Source organism: Variovorax nivicola, assembly GCF_051216475.1.
Taxonomy (GTDB): Bacteria; Pseudomonadota; Gammaproteobacteria; order Burkholderiales; family Burkholderiaceae_C; genus Variovorax.
Genome location: NZ_JBPJZK010000002.1, coordinates 593,351 through 614,461, shown reverse-complemented (window position 1 = coordinate 614,461; position 21,111 = coordinate 593,351). Strand labels below are relative to the sequence as shown.

Sequence of the window (21,111 nt, the reverse complement as noted above, 5' to 3'; positions counted from 1 at the left end):
AGCCGCCGACAAGGACAACCACTCATGATGGGCCAGAAACTGAAGATCACCGGCTGGGTCGCCGCCGGCGCCGTAGCAGGCGTCCTGACCACCGTCTCGTTGCAGACAGTCGCACGCGGTTCGCTTGCGCCACTGCCGCTCGAGGAATTGCAGCAGCTCGCTGCCGTCTTTGGCATGGTCAAGAGCGACTACGTCGAGCCGGTCGACGAGAAAAAGCTCATCTCCGACGCCATTTCAGGCATGGTTGCCGGCCTCGACCCGCATTCCCAGTACTTCGACAAGAAGTCCTTCAAGGAATTCAGGGAAGGCACCACCGGCCGCTTCGTCGGCGTGGGTATCGAGATTTCGCAGGAAGACGGCCTCATCAAGGTCGTCTCGCCCATCGAAGGCTCCCCTGCTTTCCGCGCCGGCCTGAAGCCCAATGACCTGATCACCAAGATCGACGACACCGCCGTGCGCGGCCTGTCGCTGAACGAGGCGGTCAAGCGCATGCGCGGCGAAGCCAACACCAAGGTGCTGCTGACCATCTTCCGCAAGGACGAGAGCCGCACCTTCCCCGTGACGATCACGCGCGAAGAAATCCGCACGCAGTCGGTCCGCGGCAAGATGATGGAGCCCGGCTACGGCTGGATCCGCCTGTCGCAGTTCCAGGAACGCACCGTCGACGACTTCGTCAAGAAGATCGACGACCTGTACAAGGAAGACCCGAACCTCAAGGGCTTGGTGCTCGACCTGCGCAACGACCCGGGCGGCCTGCTCGACGCGGCGGTGGCGGTGTCGTCGGCCTTCCTGCCCGAGAACGTCACGGTGGTCACCACCGACGGCCAGCTGGCCGAAAGCAAGTCGGTCTACAAGGCGGCACCGGAGTTCTACCAGCGCCGTTCGGGCAGCGACCCGCTGCGCAGCCTGCCGGCCGCGCTCAAGAGCGTGCCGCTGGTGGTGCTGGTGAACGAAGGCTCGGCTTCGGCCAGCGAAATCGTGGCCGGCGCATTGCAAGACCACAAGCGCGCGACCATCATGGGCAGCCAGACCTTCGGCAAGGGCTCGGTGCAGACGGTGCGCCCGCTCGGCCCGGACACCGGCCTGAAGATCACCACGGCGCGTTACTACACGCCTAGCGGCACCTCGATCCAGGCCAAGGGCATCGTGCCCAACGTGCTGATCGACGAAAGCGCCGAAGGCAGCCCGTTTGCCGCCCTGCGCATGCGCGAGGCCGACCTCGAGAAGCACCTGGCCAGCGGCCAGGGCCCTGAAGTCAAGGACCCGGAACGCGAAAAGGCCCGCGACGAAGCCCGCAAGCGCCTCGAGGAAGAAGCCAAGAAGCCGCCGCAGGACCGCAAAGTGCCCGAGTTCGGTACCGACAAGGACTTTCCGCTGGTGCAGGCGCTCAACCGCCTGAAGGGCCAGCCGGTGCTGGTCAGCAAGACGCAGGTCATCGTCGACAACAAGGAAGAGAAGAAAGAGAACTGAGAGCCGGTGGCGCATGGAAGATAGCCAGCTGCTGCGCTATTCGCGCCACATCCTCCTGGAGGAATTCGGCATCGACGGGCAAGAGCGCGTCAGTGCCGGACGGGTTCTCGTCATAGGCGCTGGCGGGCTGGGTTCGCCGGTGGCCCTGTACCTTGCGGCAGCGGGTGTCGGCCACATCGTGCTGGTCGACGACGACGACGTCGACCTCACCAATCTCCAGCGCCAGGTCGCCCACACCCACGCGCGTGTGGGCCTTGCCAAGGTCGAATCCGCCGCGCAGGCCATGCGCGACATCAACCCCGACATCGCCATCGAAACCCACGCCCTGCGCGCCGACGAGGCGCTGCTGTCGCGCCTGGTCACACAGGCCGACGTGGTGGTCGACTGCTGCGACAACTTCGCCACCCGGCAGGCCGTCAACCGCGCCTGCGTGGCCCACGGCAAGCCGCTGGTGGCGGGTGCGGCAATCCGTTTCGACGGTCAGCTGAGCGTCTACGACACCCGCGATGCCGCCTCGCCCTGCTATGCCTGCCTGTTCCCGCCCGATGCGGATTTCGAGGAAACGCGCTGTGCAGTGCTCGGAGTGTTCGGCCCCGTGGTCGGAACCATCGGCACGCTGCAGGCCAGCGAGGCATTGAAGCTGCTGGCTGGCATCGGCCCGTCGCTGGCGGGCAAGCTCTTGATGTTCGACGGGCGCAGCACCTCTTTCGACACGCTGCGCGTGGCGCGCGACCCGCACTGCAGCGTCTGCGCGCAGCGCCCCGCCCTCCCCCTCTAAGGCTGCTTTGCCCCTTTTGCGCGGGCGGCGCCGTTGGCCGCCGCACCGGCCGTGGGCTTGTTGGCCTGTGCCAGCACGCCCTTGCAATCGGAATCCACGCCCGGGCCGGGCTCGATGGTCGCGGCCAGCGCCAGCAGCGGATTGATGGCGCCCAGCGCCAACGCGGCCAGCCCGCGCCCGGCAAGGGGCCCAACCTCCACGCCGCCCTTCGGATCGCCGAGCGTGCCACTCACCACCAGCGGCGTACGGATCGACAGGATGCTCTTGCTCTTGGGCTCCGGCCGGACCACGAAATCGAGCCCCTCTGTCGCCAGGTTGGCCTGGCCGGTGGCGATGAACACGGCGTTGGTCGTGTCCACCACGAGCGTGCGCCCGGTCATCAGCCCCTTGTTCACGTCGAAGGCCAAGGCAGCGCAGCGCAACTCGACGTTGCGGTCGCCACGCAGCATGAACTTGATGATGTCGCCACCCACCAGCGTCGCGAACACCGGCAGCAGGTTGCCGAACTGGCCGCGCCCCGAAATGACCGCTACGTCGCCAGACGCGCCCCCCAGCCAGTTGGCCACGCTGCTGCCGGAGCCCGACAGGTTGATGCGCCCGTCCAGCCGGCCCACGCTGTTGCCCGTGGTCTCGAGCTTGGGGAACAGCCGGGCGAGCTGCATCGCCCGCACGTCGAGCGAGGCGCGGATGTCCGCCGGGTTCTTCGATGCGTCGATGCGGATCGCACCGCTCAGTTTGCCGCCGGCCACGCCCAGGTCGAGCGGGTCGAGGGTGAGCACGCCGTTGACCAGCTTGACCTGCACGCTGCCGCTGTCTAGCGGGACGTCGCGCACGTTCCGGATGCGGTCTGCCGTGTACTTCACGTCAGCGTTCATCGCGCGCAGGCGTTCGAAGTCGAGCGGCGCCGTGGGCAGCACCTTGCCGCCCGGACGCTTGACCTGGGTGATGGTCGGCGGCGGAGCCACGCCTTCCACGGTGGCGGCGGTGCGCGCCGTGGGCGGCAGGCCGATCAGCGGGCCGAGGTCGTCCATGTCCATCACGCGCGAACGCAGGTCGCCCGCCAAGTGCGGCAACTGGCCGGCCTGGTCGAAGCGCATGTCGCCGGCGATGTCGGACAGGCCCAGCCTGCCCTTGAGGCCGGTGGCTTGCCACAGCTTGCCGCGCTTGCCCAGGCTGCCGCTCAGGGCGTAGGGCGAGGTCTGCGGCAGCGCGATGCCCAGCAGCGGGAACAAGGCGCCCAGCGTCTGGCCCTTGATTTCGAACTTGGCGTCGATGCCGTCGAGCCCCGACAGTTCGGCCACCGTGCCGGCAGCCTTCAGCTGGGTCTGGCCGGCGGCAGCGTTGATCTCCATCGGAAACGGCGGCGCACCCGCGGCGTTGATCTGCAGCACGTTGCCGGTGCGCCCGCTGGCGGTCAGCGGCTGCCCCTTGTAGCGGCCCTTGATGCGGTAATTGAGCGGCATCTCGCCGCGGCTGCTGTCGTAGCTCAGGTCGGCGTGCAGATCGACCCCCAGGTGCTTGGCCAGGAAGTCGACCGCGCCGGTGTCGACCTGCATCAGGCCGATGCTGGGCACGGTGCCGCCGTCGGAGGTGTCCTTGCCTAGCGCCCAGGTGCGGCGCCCGTCCGCCTCCATCTGCAGGCCCAGCGTGGGCGAGAAAAGCGCAAGCCGCGGAATGACGATCTTGCTGGCGATCAGCGGCCAGATGCGGATGTCGAACTCGGCGCGATCCGCCTTGACCAGGTAGGGATCGCGCGCCCACGAGGGGTTGGCGAACTCGATGCCGTCGAACTTGACCGTGGCCTGCCGCCAGCCAAGGCCCACGTCGAGCCGCCGCGTGATCTCGAACTTGCGCCCGGTCTTCTCGCTGACATAGCGGTTGACCGGCTCGCGCAGCATGTCCCAAGGAAAAAAGGCCAACCCGATGACCAGCGCCGCGAACAGCAGCACGACGCAAGCCACCAGCTTCTGCCAGAGCGGTCGGTTGCGCAGGATGTTCGTTGCGTTCGTTGCCATGGGTCGTTGTAACTCGAATGATCGTGCCGCCCGGGTCGGCGATGGGCCGCAGAAACCGTGAGGCATTGCCTACGAATGCACTTTGCAGACTTTTGCGACCTTGCGAGTGCACGCGTCGGACCTCGCCTACAAGAGCCACGCGCCGAAGCTTGCATGATCTGCCACCGCAACGCCTCAAAGTCCATGCTGGCAGGCATTTGCACCAGAGGGGCGCTGCGAATGCACCTGTCAACCTGAGAGGAAGCGCGGTTCGGCATGGATTCCAGATTGCAGACCTACGTCGTAGAAGACAACCTCACGATCCGTGAAAACCTCATTGGCACGCTGGAAGAACTCACCTCTACCACGGTCGTCGGCTTCGCCGAAACCGAAAGCGGCGCACGCGCATGGCTGCTCGGCCACGATGGCGAGTGGGACCTCGTCATCGTCGATCTCTTTCTCAAGCAGGGCAGCGGCCTGGGCGTGCTCCAGGCCTGCCAGTCGCGCAAGCCGGTGCAGAAGGTGGTGGTGCTCAGCAACTATGCGACGCCCGACATCCGGCGGCGCTGCGCCGAGTTCGGGGTCGACGCGGTGTTCGACAAGTCGAACGAAATCGACGCGCTGGTCGACTTCTGCATCGTGCAGGCCAAGGCCTTGCACCCCTCGCCCGGGACCCCCGGGGCGGGTTGAGGAAGAAGCCGCGTTGGGCTCCCTCCCCACTCTTTCCGCTCCCTGGCCGATCTCAATCGATCAGCTTGTTCTTCAGCGCGTAGTAGGTGAGGTCGCTGTTGGAGGAGAGGTTCATCTTCTCCATCAGGCGCGTGCGGTAGGTGCTCACGGTCTTCACCGACAGCGACAGCGTCTTGGCGATGTCGCCGGCGGTCTCGCCCTTGGCGAGCTTCAGGAACACCTGGAACTCGCGCTCCGAGAGCTGCTCGTGCGGCGCGGCGTCGTCCTTACGGTCGAGCTGGCGGGCCAGCAGTTCGGCCACGGCGGGCGTGATGTAGCGACGGCCCAGCGAGATGGTGCGGATGGCGTTGACGATCTCGATGGGATCGCATTCCTTGTTGAGGTAGCCGCTCGCGCCCTGGCGGATCAGGTTCATCGCGTAGTGCTCTTCGGGGTAGCCGCTCAATATGAGGATGCCCACGTCCGGCGCCTTGGCGCGGATCATGGCGAGCGCGTCGATACCGCTTTGACCGGGCATCGAAAGGTCCATGACCAGAACGTCCAGCTCCGTGGTGCGCACCAGCTCGATCGCCTCGCGGCCGCTGGCTGCTTCACCCGCCACGCGCAGGTCCACGTGCTCGGAGAAGAACTGCCGGAGGCCCGATCGCACGATGGCGTGGTCGTCCACAATTCCGATTTTGATCATCTGTTACTTTCTTCGTTGTGTTGCGGACATGCGGGTCGCAACATTCCGGGTCCCTGATTGTTATCAATTATTCACGAACTTGCGTAGTACGCAGCCTTGAAAGTTTCATGCACTGGTTAGCCCCTCCAAGAATGGCCGTGAGCCTGCTGCTCGCGGCGCTGGCTGCGCTGGCCCTCGTCGGCATCAACGAGGCCGGCTACCGGCAATCGAGCCGCGCCCTCGCCGACATCGACGAGGCGCAGCAGATGCGGGGCGCGCTCAACCAGATCCTGCAGAACATGCTGGATGCCGAGACCGGCCAGAGAGGCTACCTGCTGACCGGTGAGGTGAGCTACCGAAAACCCTATGACGACGCGGTCAAGCAGGTCGACGGCCAACTCGCGACCCTGCGCCGGCTGTACGCCGGCCGTCCGGCCGAACTCACACAGCTGGCCGAGCTGTCGAAGCACGTGCTGCGCAAGGTGGCCGAGATGGACATGAGCGTGCGGCTGCGCCAGGACGGCAAGGAAGACGCCTGGAAGTTCGTCATCACCACCGACGTGGGCCGCGAGGAGATGGACTCCATCCGCGCGACGGCGGGCGAGCTGGTGAAGATCAGCAACGTCACCCTGCACCAGAGCCAGGAGCAGGTGCTGCGCTCGCTGCAGCTGGCGCGCATCGGCACCGCCATCGTGGCGCTGGCCGCGCTGTTCGCCTTCTTCCTGTACCTGCGCCAGACGCATGCGCTGCACTCCATCGGCGAGCGCCAGCAGGAGGCCCTGCAGCGCGAGCGCAATGCGCTGGAAGACGAAGTGCGCGAGCGCACCGCCTCGCTGGCCGAGCTGGCCACCCACCTGCAGGACGTGCGCGAGACCGAGCGCGGCTATCTCGCGCGCGAGCTGCACGACGAACTGGGCTCGCTGCTCACCGCCGCCAAGCTGGACGTGGCGCGGCTGAAGTCGCGGCTGGCGGACTCGCCCGACGCGATCCAGCGGCTGCAGCATCTGACCGACCTGCTCAACAGCGGCATCGCGCTCAAGCGCCGCATCATCGAAGACCTGCGGCCGTCGTCGCTCTCCAACCTCGGGTTGGTCGCCTCGCTGGAGATCCTGGGGCGCGAGTTCGGGGAACGCTCCGGCCTGCAGGTCGAGATGGTGCTGGAGCCGGTGACCATGGACGAGTCGCGCCAGCTCACCATCTACCGCATGGTCCAGGAAAGCCTCACCAACATCAGCAAGTACGCCGAGGCCAGCGAAGCCACCATCGTGCTGAAGAACTACGACAACCACGTCATCGTGGAAGTGGCGGACAACGGCAAGGGCTTCGACACGCAGCGCATGCGGCCGTCGACGCATGGCCTGGCGGGCATGCGGCATCGGGTGGAGGCGGCGCGCGGCAAGCTCACGGTCGCATCGACGCCGGGCAGGGGTACCCGCCTGAGCGCCATGCTCCCCATCGTCAAGCCGGCCTGAGGCGCCTGCAGGAGCGGCACTCCTGCACATACCGGCGCAGAGCGACTCGGCCATCTCCTACGCACCCCGCCCCCGACCGCTGACAGGTCAGGGGCATGCCCCCACTTAAGGTTGCACCCATGCCATTCGAGACCTCCAGCGAGGTTCCGGAGGGGTGTTTTTCATAACGACGAGGCAAGCCTCGAAGGAGTTCCACATGCTGCATTACGCCGTGGTGTTTCTGGTCATCGCGCTTATCGCGGCCCTGTTCGGGTTCGGCGGCATCGCCGCCAGCGCGGTGGGCATTGCCAAGATCCTTTTCGTGATCTTCGCGATCCTCGCGATTGCGAGCTTCCTTGCCGGCTTGCTACGACGCAAGTAGCGTCGTTACGATCAACAGGCTTGCGCATTTCATTTTTCCGGAAAGGACCTCACATGAACACGACGACCAAGACTCCCTCGCAACTCGCCGACGACGTGCGCCAGACCGCGCGTGAAGCGGTCGAAACCACCCGCGCCTACGCACAGAACGCGGTGAATGCGGCGGGCGAAAAGGTCCGCGACCTGCAACGCGATGCCGAACCGGGCGTCGAGCAGCTGGCAGCCCGCGTGCAGCAAGCCGTCCAGCGCGGCCTGGACGCCGCGTCCACCACCAGCGCGCGTGCGCAGCGCCGCATCGAACAGGCTGCCGACGTCACCGGCCGCTACATCTCCGACCAGCCAGTGCGCTCCGTGCTGCTGGCCGCAGCCGCCGGCGCAGCCATCACGGCACTCATCGTGCTGGCCAGCCGCCGCAGCCGGGACGACTATTGATTCGCTGCTGAATTTCCGTCGCTGCACCGGTTCCCGGCACCATGCTTCATCCGATTTTTTCCACGGTGCTCGGGCATCCGGAACTCGTTGCTGAACATCTCGCCAACTACGCCGCCCTCGTCCGCCAGGAATCCGCGCAGGCGGGGCGCAGCCTCGTCGCCCGGCTCGTGGCGGCCTTGCTGGCGGTGGCCAGCGCCACGCTGGCCCTCGGGCTCATAGGCGTGGCCGTGCTGCTCGGCGTGATGCACGGCAGCTTTCACTGGGTGCTGGTGGCCGTGCCGGCCGTGGCGGTGGTGATCGCGGCTATTTGCGCGTGGTATGCGACGCGACCCGTGCCGGGCTACGGTTTCGACGACCTGCGCTCGCAGCTCGACGCCGACCTGCAGGCCTTGCGCGACACCGGAGCCCGCCATGGCCAGCGCTGAACGTCATCTCCTCACGCCGCAGCAGCGCCTGGCCCTCTCGCGCCGCGCGCTTGTGCGGCAGCTGAACGACAGCGCGGACGCACCCGACAACGACGATCTGGAATACGCGCAGCACGAAACCCCGGCCGCTGCGCCACCGCATGACCGGCACCCGCGCAACCCGCGAGGAGAAAGAGGAAGAAGCGAAGGAGGAGGAAGAAACAACGTGTGGCTCGGTGTGGGCCGCAGCGTGGTGGAACGCTGGTGGCGCCGGCATCCCGCGCATGCGGTCGGCCAGCTGGCGCGTCCGCTGCTCGAACACTACGCGCGCAAGGAGCCGGCCAAGCTGATGGCAGCCGCCGCTGCCACCGGCGCGGTGCTGGTGCTCGTCAGGCCATGGCGACTGCTGTCGGCCACGGCCGTGCTGGCGGCGGTACTGAAGACGTCCGACGTGGCTGACCTCGTCAACACGTTGATGCAGAAGACCCCAAGCCCCCCACGAAAGGACCCTCCATGAAAGCCGATGTCTCCTCCATTTCCAAGGTTTCCTCCAAGACCAACGGACACAAGCACCTGACGCTCGACCAGGGCGGCCTCGATGCCGCGCGCAAGAGCCTCGACGACGGTGCCGTCACCCCCAGCTACGGCCCCTGGCGCGACGACATCGTCCAGTTGCTGAACGATGCGCTGGCCACCGAGCTGGTCTGTGTGCTGCGCTACAAGCGCCATTACTTCACCGCCAACGGCGTCGAATCGCCCGCCATCGCCGACGAGTTCCTGGTGCACGCCAACGAAGAGTCGGGCCATGCCGACCGCATTGCCGAGCGCATCGTGCAACTCGGCGGCGAGCCCGACTTCGCGCCCTCGCACCTGCTGGAGCGCAGCCATGCGGCCTACGACGAATCGACCGAGCTGCAGGCGATGGTGCGCGCCAACCTGATCGCGGAACGCATCGCCGTGGAGTCGTACCGCCAGATGATCGCGCTGATCGGCGACAAGGACCCGACCACGCGCCGCATGCTCGAAGACATCCTCTCCGACGAGGAAGAGCATGCCGACGAGCTGAAGGACTGGCTCGGTCACTGAAGGCTGCGTGCCCCACCCATGAAAAAGCCCGGTCGAACCGGGCTTTTTCATGGGCAAAGTGCCAGGGCGATCAATCAGCTCTTCACTTCGAGCTGGTTGCTCACCGACGTCACACCCTGCACGCCCTTGGCGATCTCTTCGGCACGAGCCTTGGCTGCCGCCGTGGGTGCCGGGCCCTTCAGGCTCACCGCGCCGCCCTTGGTGTCGACGTTGATCTTGAGCGCGCTCAGATCCGGGTCCTTGGCCAGACCCGCGGACACAGAAGCCGTGATGGCGGCATCGTTCACCGTCGCGCTCACTGCTGCACCGGCGTCCTTGGCAGCTTCCTTGGCATTGGTCATGCCTTCCTTCACCTCGGCGGTGGTGCTGGATGACTCGACCTTGGCCGTGGCGTCCTTCACGGCCTCGCCGGTCTTGGCAGCCGCGGTATCGGCGGCCTTCTCGGTCTTTGCCACCGCGCTGTCGAGCTTCTCGCCCGCAGAGCGATTGTCGGCCTTGTCGCAGGCGGCCAGCGTCAGCGCCGCGCCGGCCACGAGCACGGCAAGCCACGCACGCGAATGCGGCATGGCGATGTGTTGATTCGATTTGTTCATGGGAATCCTCCAGTCACTCACGGAAATTGAAAAGGGCTGCGGGGAGATGCCCGCCGCCCCGTTCGGTCACAACTTGTCGGCGCCCGACTTGATCGCGTCCTTGGTCTTTTCCTTGATGTCGCCGTAGGTCTTCTGCACCTTGCCGGCAGCCTGATCGGCAATGCCCTCGCCCTCGAGTTTTTCGTTGCCGACGACCTTGCCGGTGACTTCCTTCAGCTTGCCCTTGGCCTCTTCGACGCGGCCTGCCACTTGGTCCTTGTTCATGTCGTTTCCTTCCTGATCAGATGGTGAAATTCGTGGGCCGGAATGACCCACTGATTTCAATCTAGGCCCCCGCCAGTGACAGTGAATGCCGACGGAAGCCCGAAGCGGTGTAGGACAACAAGGCTCAGGCGGTGACGATCCATCCTTCAAGCGGGTCGAATTCCGGCAGGCCGTGGCCCGGGCCGGGGCTGTCGGCGCGCAACAGGCCCCAGGCCGCCTGTACAAGGCACAGCACCGCGTCGATGTCGTCGCCGCGGGCATCGGCCAGCAGTTCGGCGCGCTGGGGCTTGGTGATGGAGAGCCGCAGGCCGAGGCGGGTTGCTCCGGCCTCGAGCGCGGCCAGCAAGTCGGTGCGTGCGATGCGGCGCTCGGGCGTCTGCTTCTGCAGGTCGTCGCTCTTGTAGCTGCGGCGCCCGATCAGCTCGCGCGCCAGCAGGCCGGGATAGGCCTCCAGCGCAATGCGGTCGGCACTGCTGCCTGCGTGCAGGCCAGGAATGCGCGCACCAGCCGCCAGCAGGCGCGGCACGCCCGCATGAAGCATGTAGGCCACCGGCGGGTTGACCCATTTCATCGAGGGGCTGGAGCCCGCGGGCCCGTCCGTCGCACGGTGCGCGAACTTGCCGCCGACCGGGCGCGCCGCGCAGAACGCGGCGAAGGTCTCGCGGATTTCGGCACGGCTCAGGCTGGCGTAGTGAGCCATCAGCGGCTCCCACTGCAGTGGCCATCGCAGATGCTCGACGAGTTCGCGCGGCAGGCTGAATGGAAAGTCGAAACCGCCGGTCCAGGACGGCGTGGCGCATAGCCATTCGCCCCATGCTTCGAGCGTCGCAAAGCGCCGCAGGCTGGTGAGCACAATGCGGTCGGCAGCGGCCAGTTCTCCGACAGCGATCACGATCGGCTTGCGTGCCGTTGGCGCGCTGGAGAAGTCGCAGCCGAACAGCACCATCGCCTCAGCCCATCGCGAGCGCCACCACCCCGGCGGCGATGAACAGCGCGCCCAGCAGCCGCAGCAGCCGGTCGCCTTCGCGCAGCAGGTGGCCGCCGATCAATGCGGCGAACAGCATCGACACCTCGCGCGCCGGCGCGACGTGCGAGATCGGCGCCTGCTGCACCGCGTACAGCACGAGCACATACGACACCGGGCTGACCGCCGCCACCAGCAGCGCGTATTTCCACTGCTCGCGCCACATGCGCACGGTGGTTGCACGGTCCTTCAGCGCGACGGGCGCCAGCAACACCATGCGCACGAGATTGCCGAAGTAGTCGAGCAGGATCGGCGACATCGCAAGGAACTTGACCGCGTAGCTGTCGGCCACGGTGTACGCCGCGATGAAGCCACCGGTCAGCACACCGTAGCGAATGCCCTTGTGCACGCGCTCGCGCTGCGCCGGGTCATGCGCCTTGCGCCACAGCTTGGGCCCACCCGCAACGAGAAACACGCCGCCCACCACGCCGGCGATGCCAGCCACGCCGACCACGCTGATCTTCTCGCCCAGGAAGAGCACCGCCACCAGCGACGACAGCAGCGGCCCAGAGCCGCGCGCCAGCGGGTAGACCACCGTGAGGTCCGACTTGCGATAGCCGCGCAGCAGCACGATGAAATAGAAGATGTGCAGCACGCCGCTGAGCACGACGAAGCCCCACTCGGTCAGGCCCCAGCCGGGCACCACGTTCCAACCCAACGTGATGCCCACGGGCGCCCAGATGAGCATGTTGAACACGCTGGTCTGGAAGCTGAAACGCGCATCGCCATTCGCCTTCTTGGCGGCGATGTTCCAGCCTGCGTGAACGATCCCGGCGAGCAGGATCAGCGCGAATGCGGAGAGCGGCACCCCTGCCGGACTAGTGGCGGCCGACGATGGCAGCGGTGGCCATCAGCTCTTCGAGCAGCGCCAGCGAAACCTTGCCCGACACCGCGTACGGGTTGAGTTCGGGCTTCTCGGAGTACTTCAGCAACGTCGAGGCATTGAGCTTCGACAGGTTGACCTGCCCCATCGTCCAGCCGCCGAAGCGGCGCTCGGAAATCTCTTCGTAATGCAGCAGCACCACGTCCTTGTGGCGCGCGTCGCGCTGGATGTGGCCGTAGAGCTCGCTGATGGCCATGCGGCCGCCCTCGATGGCCTGCAGGAAGGTGCCGGCGCCGTAGCAGAGGATGCCGGTGATGCCGCAGGTCGTGTTGTGCGTGCGCGATTGCGCGAGGATCGCCTCGATGGCCTCGGGGCTGGTGTCGACGGCGCGGCTGGCGTAGAGAAGTCGGACCAGCATGGCTCAGCTCTTTCGGGGAAGGAGAGAAAGGAATTCGCGGCGCAGGCTCGGGTCTTTGAGGAACACGCCGCGCATCACGGAGTTGATCATCTTGCTGTCCATTTCCTTCACGCCGCGCCAGGCCATGCAGAAATGCTCGGCTTCCATGACCAGCGCAAGGCCGTCGGGCTGCGTCTTTTCCTGGATCAGGTCGGCCAGCTGCACCACGGCTTCTTCCTGGATCTGGGGACGGCCCATGACCCACTCGGCCAGGCGCGCGTACTTCGACAGGCCGATCACGTTGGTGTGCTCGTTGGGCATCACGCCGATCCAGAGCTTGCCGATGATCGGGCAGAAGTGGTGCGAGCAGGCGCTGCGCACGGTGATCGGGCCGACGATCATCAGCTCGTTCAGGTGCTCGGCGTTGGGAAACTCGGTGAGCGAGGGCGGCGCCACGTAGCGGCCGCGGAACACCTCGTTCAGGTACATCTTGGCGACGCGCCGTGCGGTGTTGTCGGTGTTGTGGTCGTTCTCGACGTCGATGACCAGGCTCTGGAGCACGCCCTTCATCTTGACCTCAACCTCGTCGAGCAAGGCCTCAAGCTCGCCGGGCTCGATGAACTCGGCGATGTTGTCGTTGGCGTTGAAGCGCTTGCGCGCTGCGGTGAGGCGCTCGCGGATCTTCACGGAGACGGGCGTACCCTCGTCATCGTCGTTTCGATCGGGGCGCGGGTCGACGTCGGTTTTCCTCAGCATGGCGGGGATCGTACCAGTGAATGGCTCCAGACATTCGGGCCCGCAACGCCCGTCCCTTCTTGGAGCAATGCTATCAATTGAGGAGCGCGAAATCGGCCACCAGCGGCAGGTGGTCGGACATGCGGGCCCAGATCGGGCCACGCGGCACGTTGCAGGCCAGCGGCTCCAGCCTGCGTCCATAGACGAAGTCGAGCTGCGCCACCGGCAGGCGCGATGGGTAAGTGAGCGTGCGCGGACCGCGCAGGTCGCTGGTGTCGCGCAGGCCCATGGCGTTCATGGCGTAGCGCATGCGCGCACCCCAGTCGTTGAAGTCGCCTGCCACCACCACGGCCTCGTCGGGCGGCACCTCGCGGTCGATGAACTCGCGCAGGCGGGCAATCTGCCGCACCCGGCTGCCCTTGATGAGCCCGAGGTGCACCACGATGGTATGCACCCGCCGGCCCTCCACGTCGATCACCACGTGCAGCAGTCCGCGCTGTTCGAAGCGGTGGTCGGAAATGTCCTGGTGACTGGTTCGCAGCACCGGCCAGCGCGTGAGCAGCGCATTGCCGTGTTCACCGTGGCGCGTGACGGCATTGGTCTCGTAGACGGCGGTGTAGCCCTCGGGCGCGAGGAAGTCGGCCTGCGGCAGCTCGGGCCAGCGCGCGAAACGCGCGGCCGCCTGTCGGTTCATCTTGCGCACTTCCTGCAGGCAGACGATGTCGGCGTCGAGCTGCTCGATGGCGTGGCCGAGGTTGTGGATTTCGAGCCGCCGTGCGGGTCCGATGCCCTGAACGCCCTTGTGGATGTTGTAGGTCGCGACCCGGAGGTTCTGCGCCACTGCTGCCGGCTGGTTCATCGTCATCGCGCAAATTCTGGCAGCAACAGAATGGCTTCGGCGTTCGACGGGGAAAAGCAGGCGTCTGCTGCTTCGTGGTACGGCAACCAGCGCCAGTCGGTGTGCTCGCGCGGGTCTAGCGTGGGCGTGAGGCGCTCGGGCACGCACAGGCCGAACAGGTGCTCGGTGTTGTGGGTGACACCGGGCGCGTAGCGTGCACGCCAGCGCGGATAGATCTCGTAGACGTTGCGCAGTTGCCAGTCGACCAGCTGCGAGGCCAGCGCTGTGCCTTCGCCGCACTGGATGCCGGTTTCCTCGGCAACCTCGCGCGCCGCAGTGAGCGCGAGCAGCTCGTCGGCCGCGTCCTTGCTGCCGGTGACCGATTGCCAGAAGTCGGTCTCGGCATCCGCACGCCGGATAAGCAGCACGTCGAGCGCCGGCGTGTGGATCACGACCAGCACCGACTCCGGGATCTTCCAGGGCCGGGGGCTGGTCGTCATGTGCATCAAGCCATCAGGCAGCTTGGGGCGTGTTGCGCAGCTTGATGTGCAGCTCGCGCAGCTGCTTCTCGTCGACCGGGCTCGGCGCCTGCGTCAGCAGGTCTTGCGCGCGCTGGGTCTTGGGGAAGGCGATCACGTCGCGGATCGACTCGGCGCCAGTCATGAGCATGACGAGGCGGTCCAGGCCGATGGCGATGCCGCCGTGCGGCGGCGCGCCGTACTGCAGCGCGTCCAGCAGGAAGCCGAACTTGAGCTGTGCATCTTCGGCGCTGATCTTCAGCGCGCGGAACACCTTGCTCTGCACTTCCTCGCGGTGGATACGCACCGAACCGCCGCCCATTTCGATGCCGTTGAGCACCATGTCGTAGGCCTTGGCAATGCACTTCTCGGGGGCGGTGTCCATGAGGTCTTCATGGCCGTCCTTCGGTGCGGTGAACGGGTGGTGCACGGCGCTCCAGCGCTGGCCTTCCTCGTCGAACTCGAACATCGGGAAGTCCACCACCCACAGCGGTGCCCAGCGGTCGTCAAAGAGGCCCGCCTTCTTGCCGAATGCGCTGTGGCCGATCTTGACGCGCAGTGCACCAATGGCGTCGTTGACGACCTTCTCTTTATCGGCGCCGAAGAACAGGATGTCGCCGTTGCGCGCACCCGTGCGGGCGATGATCTCGGCCAGCGTGCTGTCGTCGAGGTTCTTGACGATCGGGCTTTGCAGGCCTTCGCGGCCGGCTTGGGCGTCGTTGACCTTGATGTAGGCCAGGCCCTTGGCGCCATAAATCTTGACGAATTCCTGGTACGCGTCGATCTCGCCGCGCGACAGGCCGCCCTCGGCACCGCCGCCGGGCACGCGCAGCGCCACCACGCGGCCACCGGTCATGGTGGCGGCATTCGAGAACACCTTGAACTCGACGCGCTTCATCAACTCGGTGAGTTCGGTGAATTCGAGCTTCACGCGCAGGTCGGGCTTGTCCGAGCCGTACTTGAACATTGCGTCGGCATACGTCATGGTCGGGAACACCGGCAGGTCGATGCCCGCGGCGTTGCGGAACACGTTGCGGATCATGCCTTCGAACATCTCGCGGATTTCCTCTTCGGCAAGGAACGAGGTCTCGATGTCGATCTGCGTGAATTCGGGCTGGCGGTCGGCGCGCAGATCTTCGTCGCGGAAGCACTTCACGATCTGGTAGTAGCGGTCGTAGCCGGCCACCATCAGCAGCTGCTTGAACAGCTGGGGCGACTGCGGCAGCGCGAAGAAGCTGCCGTCGTGCACGCGGCTGGGCACGAGGTAGTCGCGCGCGCCTTCGGGCGTGGACTTGCCGAGCATCGGCGTCTCGATGTCGATGAAGCCGTTGGCATCGAGGAACTTGCGCGTTTCCATCGTCACCTTGTAGCGCAGCATCATGTTGCGCTGCATGGCCGGGCGGCGCAGATCGAGCACGCGGTGCGTGAGGCGGGTGGTTTCCGACAGGTTGTCGTCGTCCAGCAGGAACGGGGGCGTGACCGAGGGGTTCAGCACCTTCAGTTCGTGGCACAGCACTTCGATCTTGCCGCTCTTGAGCTGGTCGTTGGTCGTGCCTTCGGGGCGTGCGCGCACAAGGCCCGTGATCTGCACGCAGAACTCGTTGCGCAGGTTCTCGGCCACGGCGAAGGTGGATGCGCGATCGGGGTCGCACACCACTTGCACGTAACCTTCGCGGTCACGCACGTCGATGAAGATCACGCCGCCGTGGTCGCGGCGACGGTTGACCCAGCCGCACAGGGTGACGGTTTGGCCCAGCAGGGCTTCGGTCACGAGACCGCAATAGTGAGTACGCATGGCCATAGGAATCCATTCCGGCGCCTTGTGGGCGCGTTCGTTCTTTTATGAGTTGGAAGATTTCACCGCCACCGTGGTGGGGCCGCCTGGAACGACCACCCCCATCGAGACGATGTACTTGAGCGCTTCGTCCACGCTCATCTTCAGTTCGATGCAGTCGCTGCGCTTGAGCATCACGAAGTAGCCGCCCGTGGGGTTGGGCGTGGTCGGCACGTAGACGCTGAGGAATTCCTCTTCGCCGAGGTGTTCAGCAACTTCGTTGCCGGGCGCGCCGGTGACGAAGGCGATGGTCCACACGCCTTCGCGCGGCCATTGCACCAGCACCGCCGTGCGGAAGGCATTGCCGTTCTCGGAGAACAGCGTGTCCGACACCTGCTTGACGCTGGAGTAGATCGAGCGCACCACCGGAATGCGGCGCACCACGGCGTCGCCCCAGCCCAGTAGGCGCTTGCCGACAAAGTTGCTGGCGGTGGCGCCCACCACCAGCAGGATGGCCAGTGTGAGCAGCACGCCCAGGCCGCGCACCTTGTGATCGCTGAGCCAGACCTGCCATTGTTCAGGCAGCAGCCATAGCGTCTGGTCGAGCGTGCCGATGATCCAGTTCAGCACGCCGAGCGTGATGACCAGCGGCACGATGACCAACAGGCCGGACAGCAGCCATTTGCGCAGGGCGAGCATGGTGATCGATCAGTCGCCGCTCTTGGCGGCAGCAGCCGGCGCGGGGGCCGGTGCCGCGGGCGCCGGAGCGGGGCTTGGCACGGCAGCGGCGGAAGATGAAGACTCGGCGGACTTGGCACCGTCGCTCGACACGGGCGCCGTGGCGGGCTCGGCCTTCTTGCCGCCGCCCTCACGGAAATCGGTCACGTACCAGCCCGAGCCCTTGAGCTGGAAGCCGGCGGCCGTGACCTGCTTTTCGAATGCACTCGCACCGCACGCCGGACACACCGTCAGGGGCGCGTCGGACATCTTTTGCAGGGCGTCTTTGGCAAAGCCGCAGGCGCTGCACTTGTAGGCGTAGATGGGCATGGGAAATGAGGTCAAAAAGCGGCGCAGCTGCCGCTCGCAAAGCCCTCGATTATAGGGGCGCCCCCGCCAAAGGGCGCCCGGCGTGGCCGCCGATCCCCAGCTTCAGGCCGGCTCCGTCGCCAAAGGGCGATGCGGCGTGTGAGTGTTCGCCAACCATTGCGGCAGCAGCGAGCCGGCCACCATGCCCACGAACGAGCAGAGCACGCCCGCCAGCTGGGCCGGGAACGCGCTGCCCCAGGGCATCCACAGGAACAGCAGCCACACGCCGATGCCCAGGACGATCGAGGCGACCGCTCCCTGGGTGCTGGCGCGGCGCCAGTACAGGCCGCACACCAGCGGCACGAAAGCCCCCACCAGCGGCACCTGGTAGGCGCCCGACACCAGTTCGTAGATCGGCGTGCCCTGCATGCGGATCGCGTAGGCCAGCACGGCGGCGCTGAACAGCAGCACCGTGATGCGCATCGTCATGAGGTTCTGGCGGTCGGTGCCGGCCGGGCGAAACTGGCGCCAAATGTTCTCGGTGAAAGTGACACTGGGCGCCAGCAGGGTGGCCGAGGCGGTCGACTTGATGGCCGACAGCAGCGCACCAAAAAACAGCACCTGCATCACGAACGGCATCTTCTGCAGCACCAGCGTGGGCAGCACCTTCTGCGGATCTTCTTTCAGCAGCGTGGCGGTCTGCTCCGGCATGATCAGCAACGCGCTGGCCACCAGGAACATCGGCACGAAGGCGAACAGGATGTACGCCACGCCGCCGATCACCGGGCCACGCTGGGCCGCCTTCACGCTGTTGGCCGACATCACGCGCTGGAACACGTCCTGCTGCGGAATGGAGCCCAGCATCATCGTGATGGCGGCCGCGAAGAAGAACACCATGTCGTGCCAGCTCGGCTCGGGCCAGAACTTGAAGAGGTCCTTGCTCACGGCAAAGGCCACCACCTTGTCAGCGCCGCCGGCCATGTTGCCCGCGAACACCGCGATGACGGCCAGGCCAGCCACCAGGATGATCATCTGCATGAAGTCGGTCACCGCCACCGACCACATGCCGCCGAACAGCGTATAGGCCAGGATCGAGACAACCCCGATCACCATGCCTACAGGGATGCTGATGGCGTCGCCCGACAGCAGGTTGAACACCAGCCCCAGCGCCGTGACCTGCGCCGACACCCAGCCCAGGTAGCTCAGCATGATGATCAGCGAGCAGGCCACTTCCACCGTGCGGCCGTAGCGTTCGCGGTAGTAGTCGCTGATGGTCAGCAGCGTCATGCGGTAGAGCTTGCCCGCGAAGAACAGGCCCACCAGGATCAGGCAGGTGCCCGCGCCGAACGGGTCTTCGACCACGCCGTTGAGCCCGCCCTCGATGAACTTGGCCGGTATGCCAAGCACCGTTTCGGAGCCGAACCACGTAGCAAAGGTGGTCGTGACGATCATGAAGAGCGGCAGGTGCCGCCCGGCAATGGCGAAGTCGGTGGTGTTCTTCACCCGCTTGGCGGCATAGAGGCCGATCGCGATGGTGACCAGCAGATAGACGATGACCAGCGTCAACAACACGGCGGAAACTCCTCTAGAACAAGCGCACGCGCACCAGCAATTGCATGGCGAGCAACCCCAATACAAAACCTATGCCACCGTAGACGATGGTCTGGAGCAACCGGTTGGTGCGCTTCTGCTCGGCCAGCAGTTCGAGCAGCTCGCGGCGGTTGTCGGAGGGGCGATTTTCCAGGAAATCGTGCAGCAATCGAGGAAGCTGGGGCAGCAGCTTGGCGTATCGCGGCGCCTCGGCCTTGAGTTGCTGCAGCAGCTTCTTGGGGCCGATCTGGTCGACCATCCATTTTTCGAGGAAAGGCTTGGCTGTGGCCCAGAGGTCGAGTTCGGGGTCGATGTTGCGGCCCAGGCCCTCGATGTTGAGCAGCGTCTTCTGCAGCAGCACCAGCTGCGGCTGGATCTCGACATGGAAGCGGCGCGAGGTCTGGAACAGGCGCATCAGCACCATGCCCAGCGAAATTTCCTTCAAGGGCCGGTCGAAGTACGGCTCGCAGACGGTGCGGATGGCGCCCTCCAACTCGTCGATGCGGGTGCCCACCGGCACCCAGCCGCTCTCAAGGTGCAGTTCGGCCACGCGCTTGTAGTCGCGCCGGAAGAAGGCCACGAAGTTCTGCGCGAGGTATTCCTTGTCCGACTCGGTCAGCGTGCCGATGATCCCGAAGTCCAGCGAGATGTAGCGCCCGAAGGTCTCGGGCTCCAGGCTCACCTGGATGTTGCCGGGGTGCATGTCGGCATGGAAGAAGCCGTCGCGGAACACCTGCGTGAAGAAGATCGTGACGCCGTCGCGCGCCAGCTTGGGAATGTCGACACCGGCCGCGCGCAGGCGGTCCATCTGCGCGATGGGCACGCCCTTCATGCGCTCCATCACGATGACCTCGGGGTGGCAGAAGTCCCAGAACATCTCGGGGATCAGCACCAGGTCGAGCTCGGCCATGTTGCGGCGCAACTGGGCGGCGTTGGCGGCCTCGCGCACCAGATCGAGCTCGTCGTGCAGGTACTTGTCGAACTCGCCGACCACCTCGCGCGGCTTCAAGCGTTTGCCGTCGGCCGAGAGATTTTCGAGCCAGCCGGCCATCATGGCCATCAGCGCCAGGTCTTTCTCGATCACGCCGCGCATGTTGGGGCGCAGCACCTTGACCGCCACCTCGCGCACATCGCCCTGGTTGGTGCGAATGGTCGCGAAGTGCACCTGCGCGATCGACGCGCTGGCAATGGGCGTTTCGTCGAACTGCACGAACACGTCGCCCACCGGGCGGCGGAATGCGCGCTCGATGGTGGCGATGGCCACCGCCGACGGAAACGGCGGCACGCGGTCCTGCAAAAAGGCCAGCTCGTCGGCGATGTCGGGCGGCAGCAGGTCGCGCCGGGTCGACAGCACCTGGCCGAACTTCACGAAGATGGGGCCGAGGCGCTCGAGCGCCTCGCGCAGCCGTTGGCCGCGCGGCGCATCGAGGTTGCGCCCGATGGAAACGACACGCGCCACAACGAGCAGCCAGGGCTTCCGGAAGCTCGTGAGCACGAGCTCGTCGAGGCCGTAGCGCAGCGCGACCCAGACGATGAACAGTCCGCGGTAGAAGCGCCTCATTCGGCCGTGCTCGCCGAGCCGGCCGTCGAGCCGCCAGCCTTGGCCGTGCGGTCGCCGACGAACTGGCGCAGCGCGCCCACGACACGCCGCACGCCGTTGCCGAGGGTGTGGGCGGGCACGTCGCCGATCACGCGGGCAAGGTCGTCCTCGACGTCCCAGCGCACATGGTCGACCAGCCAGTTGACCTCGGCCGCCAGTTGCACGTCGCCGATGATTTGCACGGCCGGCTTGTCGCCGCGCAGCGTGGCGCGGGCGATGTCGAAGGGGGAATCGTCGGTGACGGTGAGCGTGAGTTCGGGCACCGAACCGGCGGGGGCCAGGTCAAGCAGGCCGGCCGGCGTGGCCACCAGCTCCATGGTCACGAAGCGCCACTGGAAGCGCACCACCCGCCCCTGCTGGCGCAGCAGCCGCTGCTGGGCCTCGGGCTCCTGCTGCAGCACATGGTTCAGGAACAGGACCGCGCGATGCTGGATCTCGTGAACCGCCCAGTCCGGCGGCTGCAGGCGCTCGCCGATGCGGTTGAAGAGGTCGCCGAGAAAAGAAAATGGGGACGATGGTGTGGCCATGTCCCCATTATCCCGTCACTGTAGCGCCCCGCGACTCATGGACCGCATGCCC

General features: G+C 66.1%; 25 protein-coding genes. 9 read left to right on the top strand and 16 right to left on the bottom strand.

The window, feature by feature from the left end; all coding sequences use genetic code 11:
* The first annotated feature begins 27 nt into the window (after positions 1-27).
* Positions 28-1,470: a S41 family peptidase gene (locus tag ACSFBF_RS11510; protein ID WP_258355242.1), complete on the top strand. Its 1,443-nt coding sequence runs from the start codon at positions 28-30 to the stop codon at positions 1,468-1,470.
* Positions 1,471-1,483: 13 nt separating this feature from the next.
* The gene (locus ACSFBF_RS11505; RefSeq protein ID WP_435466950.1) at positions 1,484-2,248 is read left to right on the top strand and encodes a HesA/MoeB/ThiF family protein; all 765 of its coding nucleotides are present in this window, start codon (positions 1,484-1,486) and stop codon (positions 2,246-2,248) included.
* Here ACSFBF_RS11505 and ACSFBF_RS11500 read toward each other — a convergent pair.
* Positions 2,245-4,263, bottom strand: coding sequence for an AsmA family protein (locus ACSFBF_RS11500; protein WP_435466948.1), 2,019 nt, complete (start codon positions 4,261-4,263; stop codon positions 2,245-2,247). The genes ACSFBF_RS11505 and ACSFBF_RS11500 overlap by 4 nt on opposite strands.
* A gap of 255 nt (positions 4,264-4,518) precedes the next feature.
* Here ACSFBF_RS11500 and ACSFBF_RS11495 point away from each other — a divergent pair, with 255 nt between their 5' ends.
* Positions 4,519-4,932, top strand: coding sequence for a response regulator (locus ACSFBF_RS11495; protein WP_435466946.1), 414 nt, complete (start codon positions 4,519-4,521; stop codon positions 4,930-4,932).
* A 52-nt stretch (positions 4,933-4,984) separates the two neighbouring features.
* Here the strand turns inward: ACSFBF_RS11495 and ACSFBF_RS11490 are convergent, their stop codons facing one another.
* Entirely contained in the window at positions 4,985-5,617 is a 633-nt protein-coding gene (locus ACSFBF_RS11490; RefSeq protein WP_007837167.1) for a response regulator, read from the bottom strand.
* Between the two features lie 131 nt (positions 5,618-5,748).
* On the opposite strand from ACSFBF_RS11490, the gene ACSFBF_RS11485 reads away from it, so the two are divergent.
* The 6 genes from ACSFBF_RS11485 to ACSFBF_RS11460 all read left to right on the top strand — a co-directional run bounded on the left by ACSFBF_RS11485 (position 5,749) and on the right by ACSFBF_RS11460 (position 9,350).
* Positions 5,749-7,068, top strand: a complete 1,320-nt coding sequence (locus tag ACSFBF_RS11485; RefSeq protein ID WP_435466944.1) for a CHASE3 domain-containing protein — start codon at positions 5,749-5,751, stop codon at positions 7,066-7,068.
* A 196-nt stretch (positions 7,069-7,264) separates the two neighbouring features.
* A complete protein-coding gene (locus ACSFBF_RS11480; RefSeq protein ID WP_007837165.1) occupies positions 7,265-7,429 on the top strand; it encodes a DUF1328 domain-containing protein in 165 nt (54 codons plus the stop codon).
* A 53-nt stretch (positions 7,430-7,482) separates the two neighbouring features.
* Positions 7,483-7,860, top strand: coding sequence for a hypothetical protein (locus tag ACSFBF_RS11475; protein WP_093058053.1), 378 nt, complete (start codon positions 7,483-7,485; stop codon positions 7,858-7,860).
* Positions 7,861-7,901: 41 nt separating this feature from the next.
* Positions 7,902-8,285, top strand: a complete 384-nt coding sequence (locus ACSFBF_RS11470) for a hypothetical protein (RefSeq protein ID WP_435466942.1) — start codon at positions 7,902-7,904, stop codon at positions 8,283-8,285.
* Positions 8,272-8,781: a hypothetical protein gene (locus ACSFBF_RS11465; RefSeq protein ID WP_435466940.1), complete on the top strand. Its 510-nt coding sequence runs from the start codon at positions 8,272-8,274 to the stop codon at positions 8,779-8,781. The genes ACSFBF_RS11470 and ACSFBF_RS11465 overlap by 14 nt, the downstream gene beginning before the upstream one ends.
* A complete protein-coding gene (locus ACSFBF_RS11460; RefSeq protein ID WP_435466938.1) occupies positions 8,778-9,350 on the top strand; it encodes a ferritin-like domain-containing protein in 573 nt (190 codons plus the stop codon). Before ACSFBF_RS11465 ends, ACSFBF_RS11460 begins: the two co-directional genes overlap by 4 nt.
* A 74-nt stretch (positions 9,351-9,424) precedes the next feature.
* On the opposite strand, the gene ACSFBF_RS11455 is transcribed toward ACSFBF_RS11460, so the two are convergent.
* From ACSFBF_RS11455 to ACSFBF_RS11390, 14 genes are all read right to left on the bottom strand, one after another.
* On the bottom strand, positions 9,425-9,943 hold the full coding sequence (locus ACSFBF_RS11455) for a BON domain-containing protein (RefSeq protein WP_435466936.1): 519 nt from the start codon (positions 9,941-9,943) through the stop codon (positions 9,425-9,427).
* 66 nt (positions 9,944-10,009) lie between these two features.
* Complete coding sequence (locus ACSFBF_RS11450; RefSeq protein WP_435466934.1) at positions 10,010-10,207, bottom strand: CsbD family protein; 198 nt, start codon at positions 10,205-10,207, stop codon at positions 10,010-10,012.
* Between the two features lie 124 nt (positions 10,208-10,331).
* On the bottom strand, positions 10,332-11,153 hold the full coding sequence (locus ACSFBF_RS11445) for a DUF429 domain-containing protein (protein ID WP_435466932.1): 822 nt from the start codon (positions 11,151-11,153) through the stop codon (positions 10,332-10,334).
* Positions 11,154-11,157: 4 nt separating this feature from the next.
* Complete coding sequence (locus ACSFBF_RS11440; protein ID WP_435466931.1) at positions 11,158-12,039, bottom strand: EamA family transporter; 882 nt, start codon at positions 12,037-12,039, stop codon at positions 11,158-11,160.
* 10 nt (positions 12,040-12,049) lie between these two features.
* Positions 12,050-12,472, bottom strand: coding sequence for a BLUF domain-containing protein (locus ACSFBF_RS11435; RefSeq protein WP_093057484.1), 423 nt, complete (start codon positions 12,470-12,472; stop codon positions 12,050-12,052).
* A gap of 3 nt (positions 12,473-12,475) precedes the next feature.
* Positions 12,476-13,207 (bottom strand): GTP cyclohydrolase I, encoded by a 732-nt coding sequence (gene folE, locus ACSFBF_RS11430; RefSeq protein ID WP_093057483.1) that lies wholly within the window; start codon positions 13,205-13,207, stop codon positions 12,476-12,478.
* 73 nt (positions 13,208-13,280) lie between these two features.
* A complete protein-coding gene (locus ACSFBF_RS11425; protein ID WP_435467414.1) occupies positions 13,281-14,045 on the bottom strand; it encodes an endonuclease/exonuclease/phosphatase family protein in 765 nt (254 codons plus the stop codon).
* Positions 14,046-14,047: 2 nt separating this feature from the next.
* The gene (nudB, locus tag ACSFBF_RS11420) at positions 14,048-14,524 is read right to left on the bottom strand and encodes a dihydroneopterin triphosphate diphosphatase (protein WP_435466928.1); all 477 of its coding nucleotides are present in this window, start codon (positions 14,522-14,524) and stop codon (positions 14,048-14,050) included.
* A 13-nt stretch (positions 14,525-14,537) separates the two neighbouring features.
* The gene (aspS, locus tag ACSFBF_RS11415; RefSeq protein WP_093057480.1) at positions 14,538-16,343 is read right to left on the bottom strand and encodes an aspartate--tRNA ligase; all 1,806 of its coding nucleotides are present in this window, start codon (positions 16,341-16,343) and stop codon (positions 14,538-14,540) included.
* Positions 16,344-16,382: 39 nt separating this feature from the next.
* On the bottom strand, positions 16,383-17,015 hold the full coding sequence (locus ACSFBF_RS11410; protein ID WP_093057479.1) for a DUF502 domain-containing protein: 633 nt from the start codon (positions 17,013-17,015) through the stop codon (positions 16,383-16,385).
* 9 nt (positions 17,016-17,024) lie between these two features.
* The gene (locus ACSFBF_RS11405) at positions 17,025-17,363 is read right to left on the bottom strand and encodes an FmdB family zinc ribbon protein (RefSeq protein WP_435466925.1); all 339 of its coding nucleotides are present in this window, start codon (positions 17,361-17,363) and stop codon (positions 17,025-17,027) included.
* Positions 17,364-17,465: 102 nt separating this feature from the next.
* Positions 17,466-18,914: a high affinity choline transporter 1 gene (locus tag ACSFBF_RS11400; protein ID WP_093077449.1), complete on the bottom strand. Its 1,449-nt coding sequence runs from the start codon at positions 18,912-18,914 to the stop codon at positions 17,466-17,468.
* 13 nt (positions 18,915-18,927) lie between these two features.
* Positions 18,928-20,493, bottom strand: coding sequence for a ubiquinone biosynthesis regulatory protein kinase UbiB (gene ubiB / locus ACSFBF_RS11395; protein WP_093077450.1), 1,566 nt, complete (start codon positions 20,491-20,493; stop codon positions 18,928-18,930).
* Entirely contained in the window at positions 20,490-21,059 is a 570-nt protein-coding gene (locus ACSFBF_RS11390) for a ubiquinone biosynthesis accessory factor UbiJ (protein WP_093057475.1), read from the bottom strand. Before ACSFBF_RS11390 ends, ubiB begins: the two co-directional genes overlap by 4 nt.
* Positions 21,060-21,111: the final 52 nt, after the last annotated feature.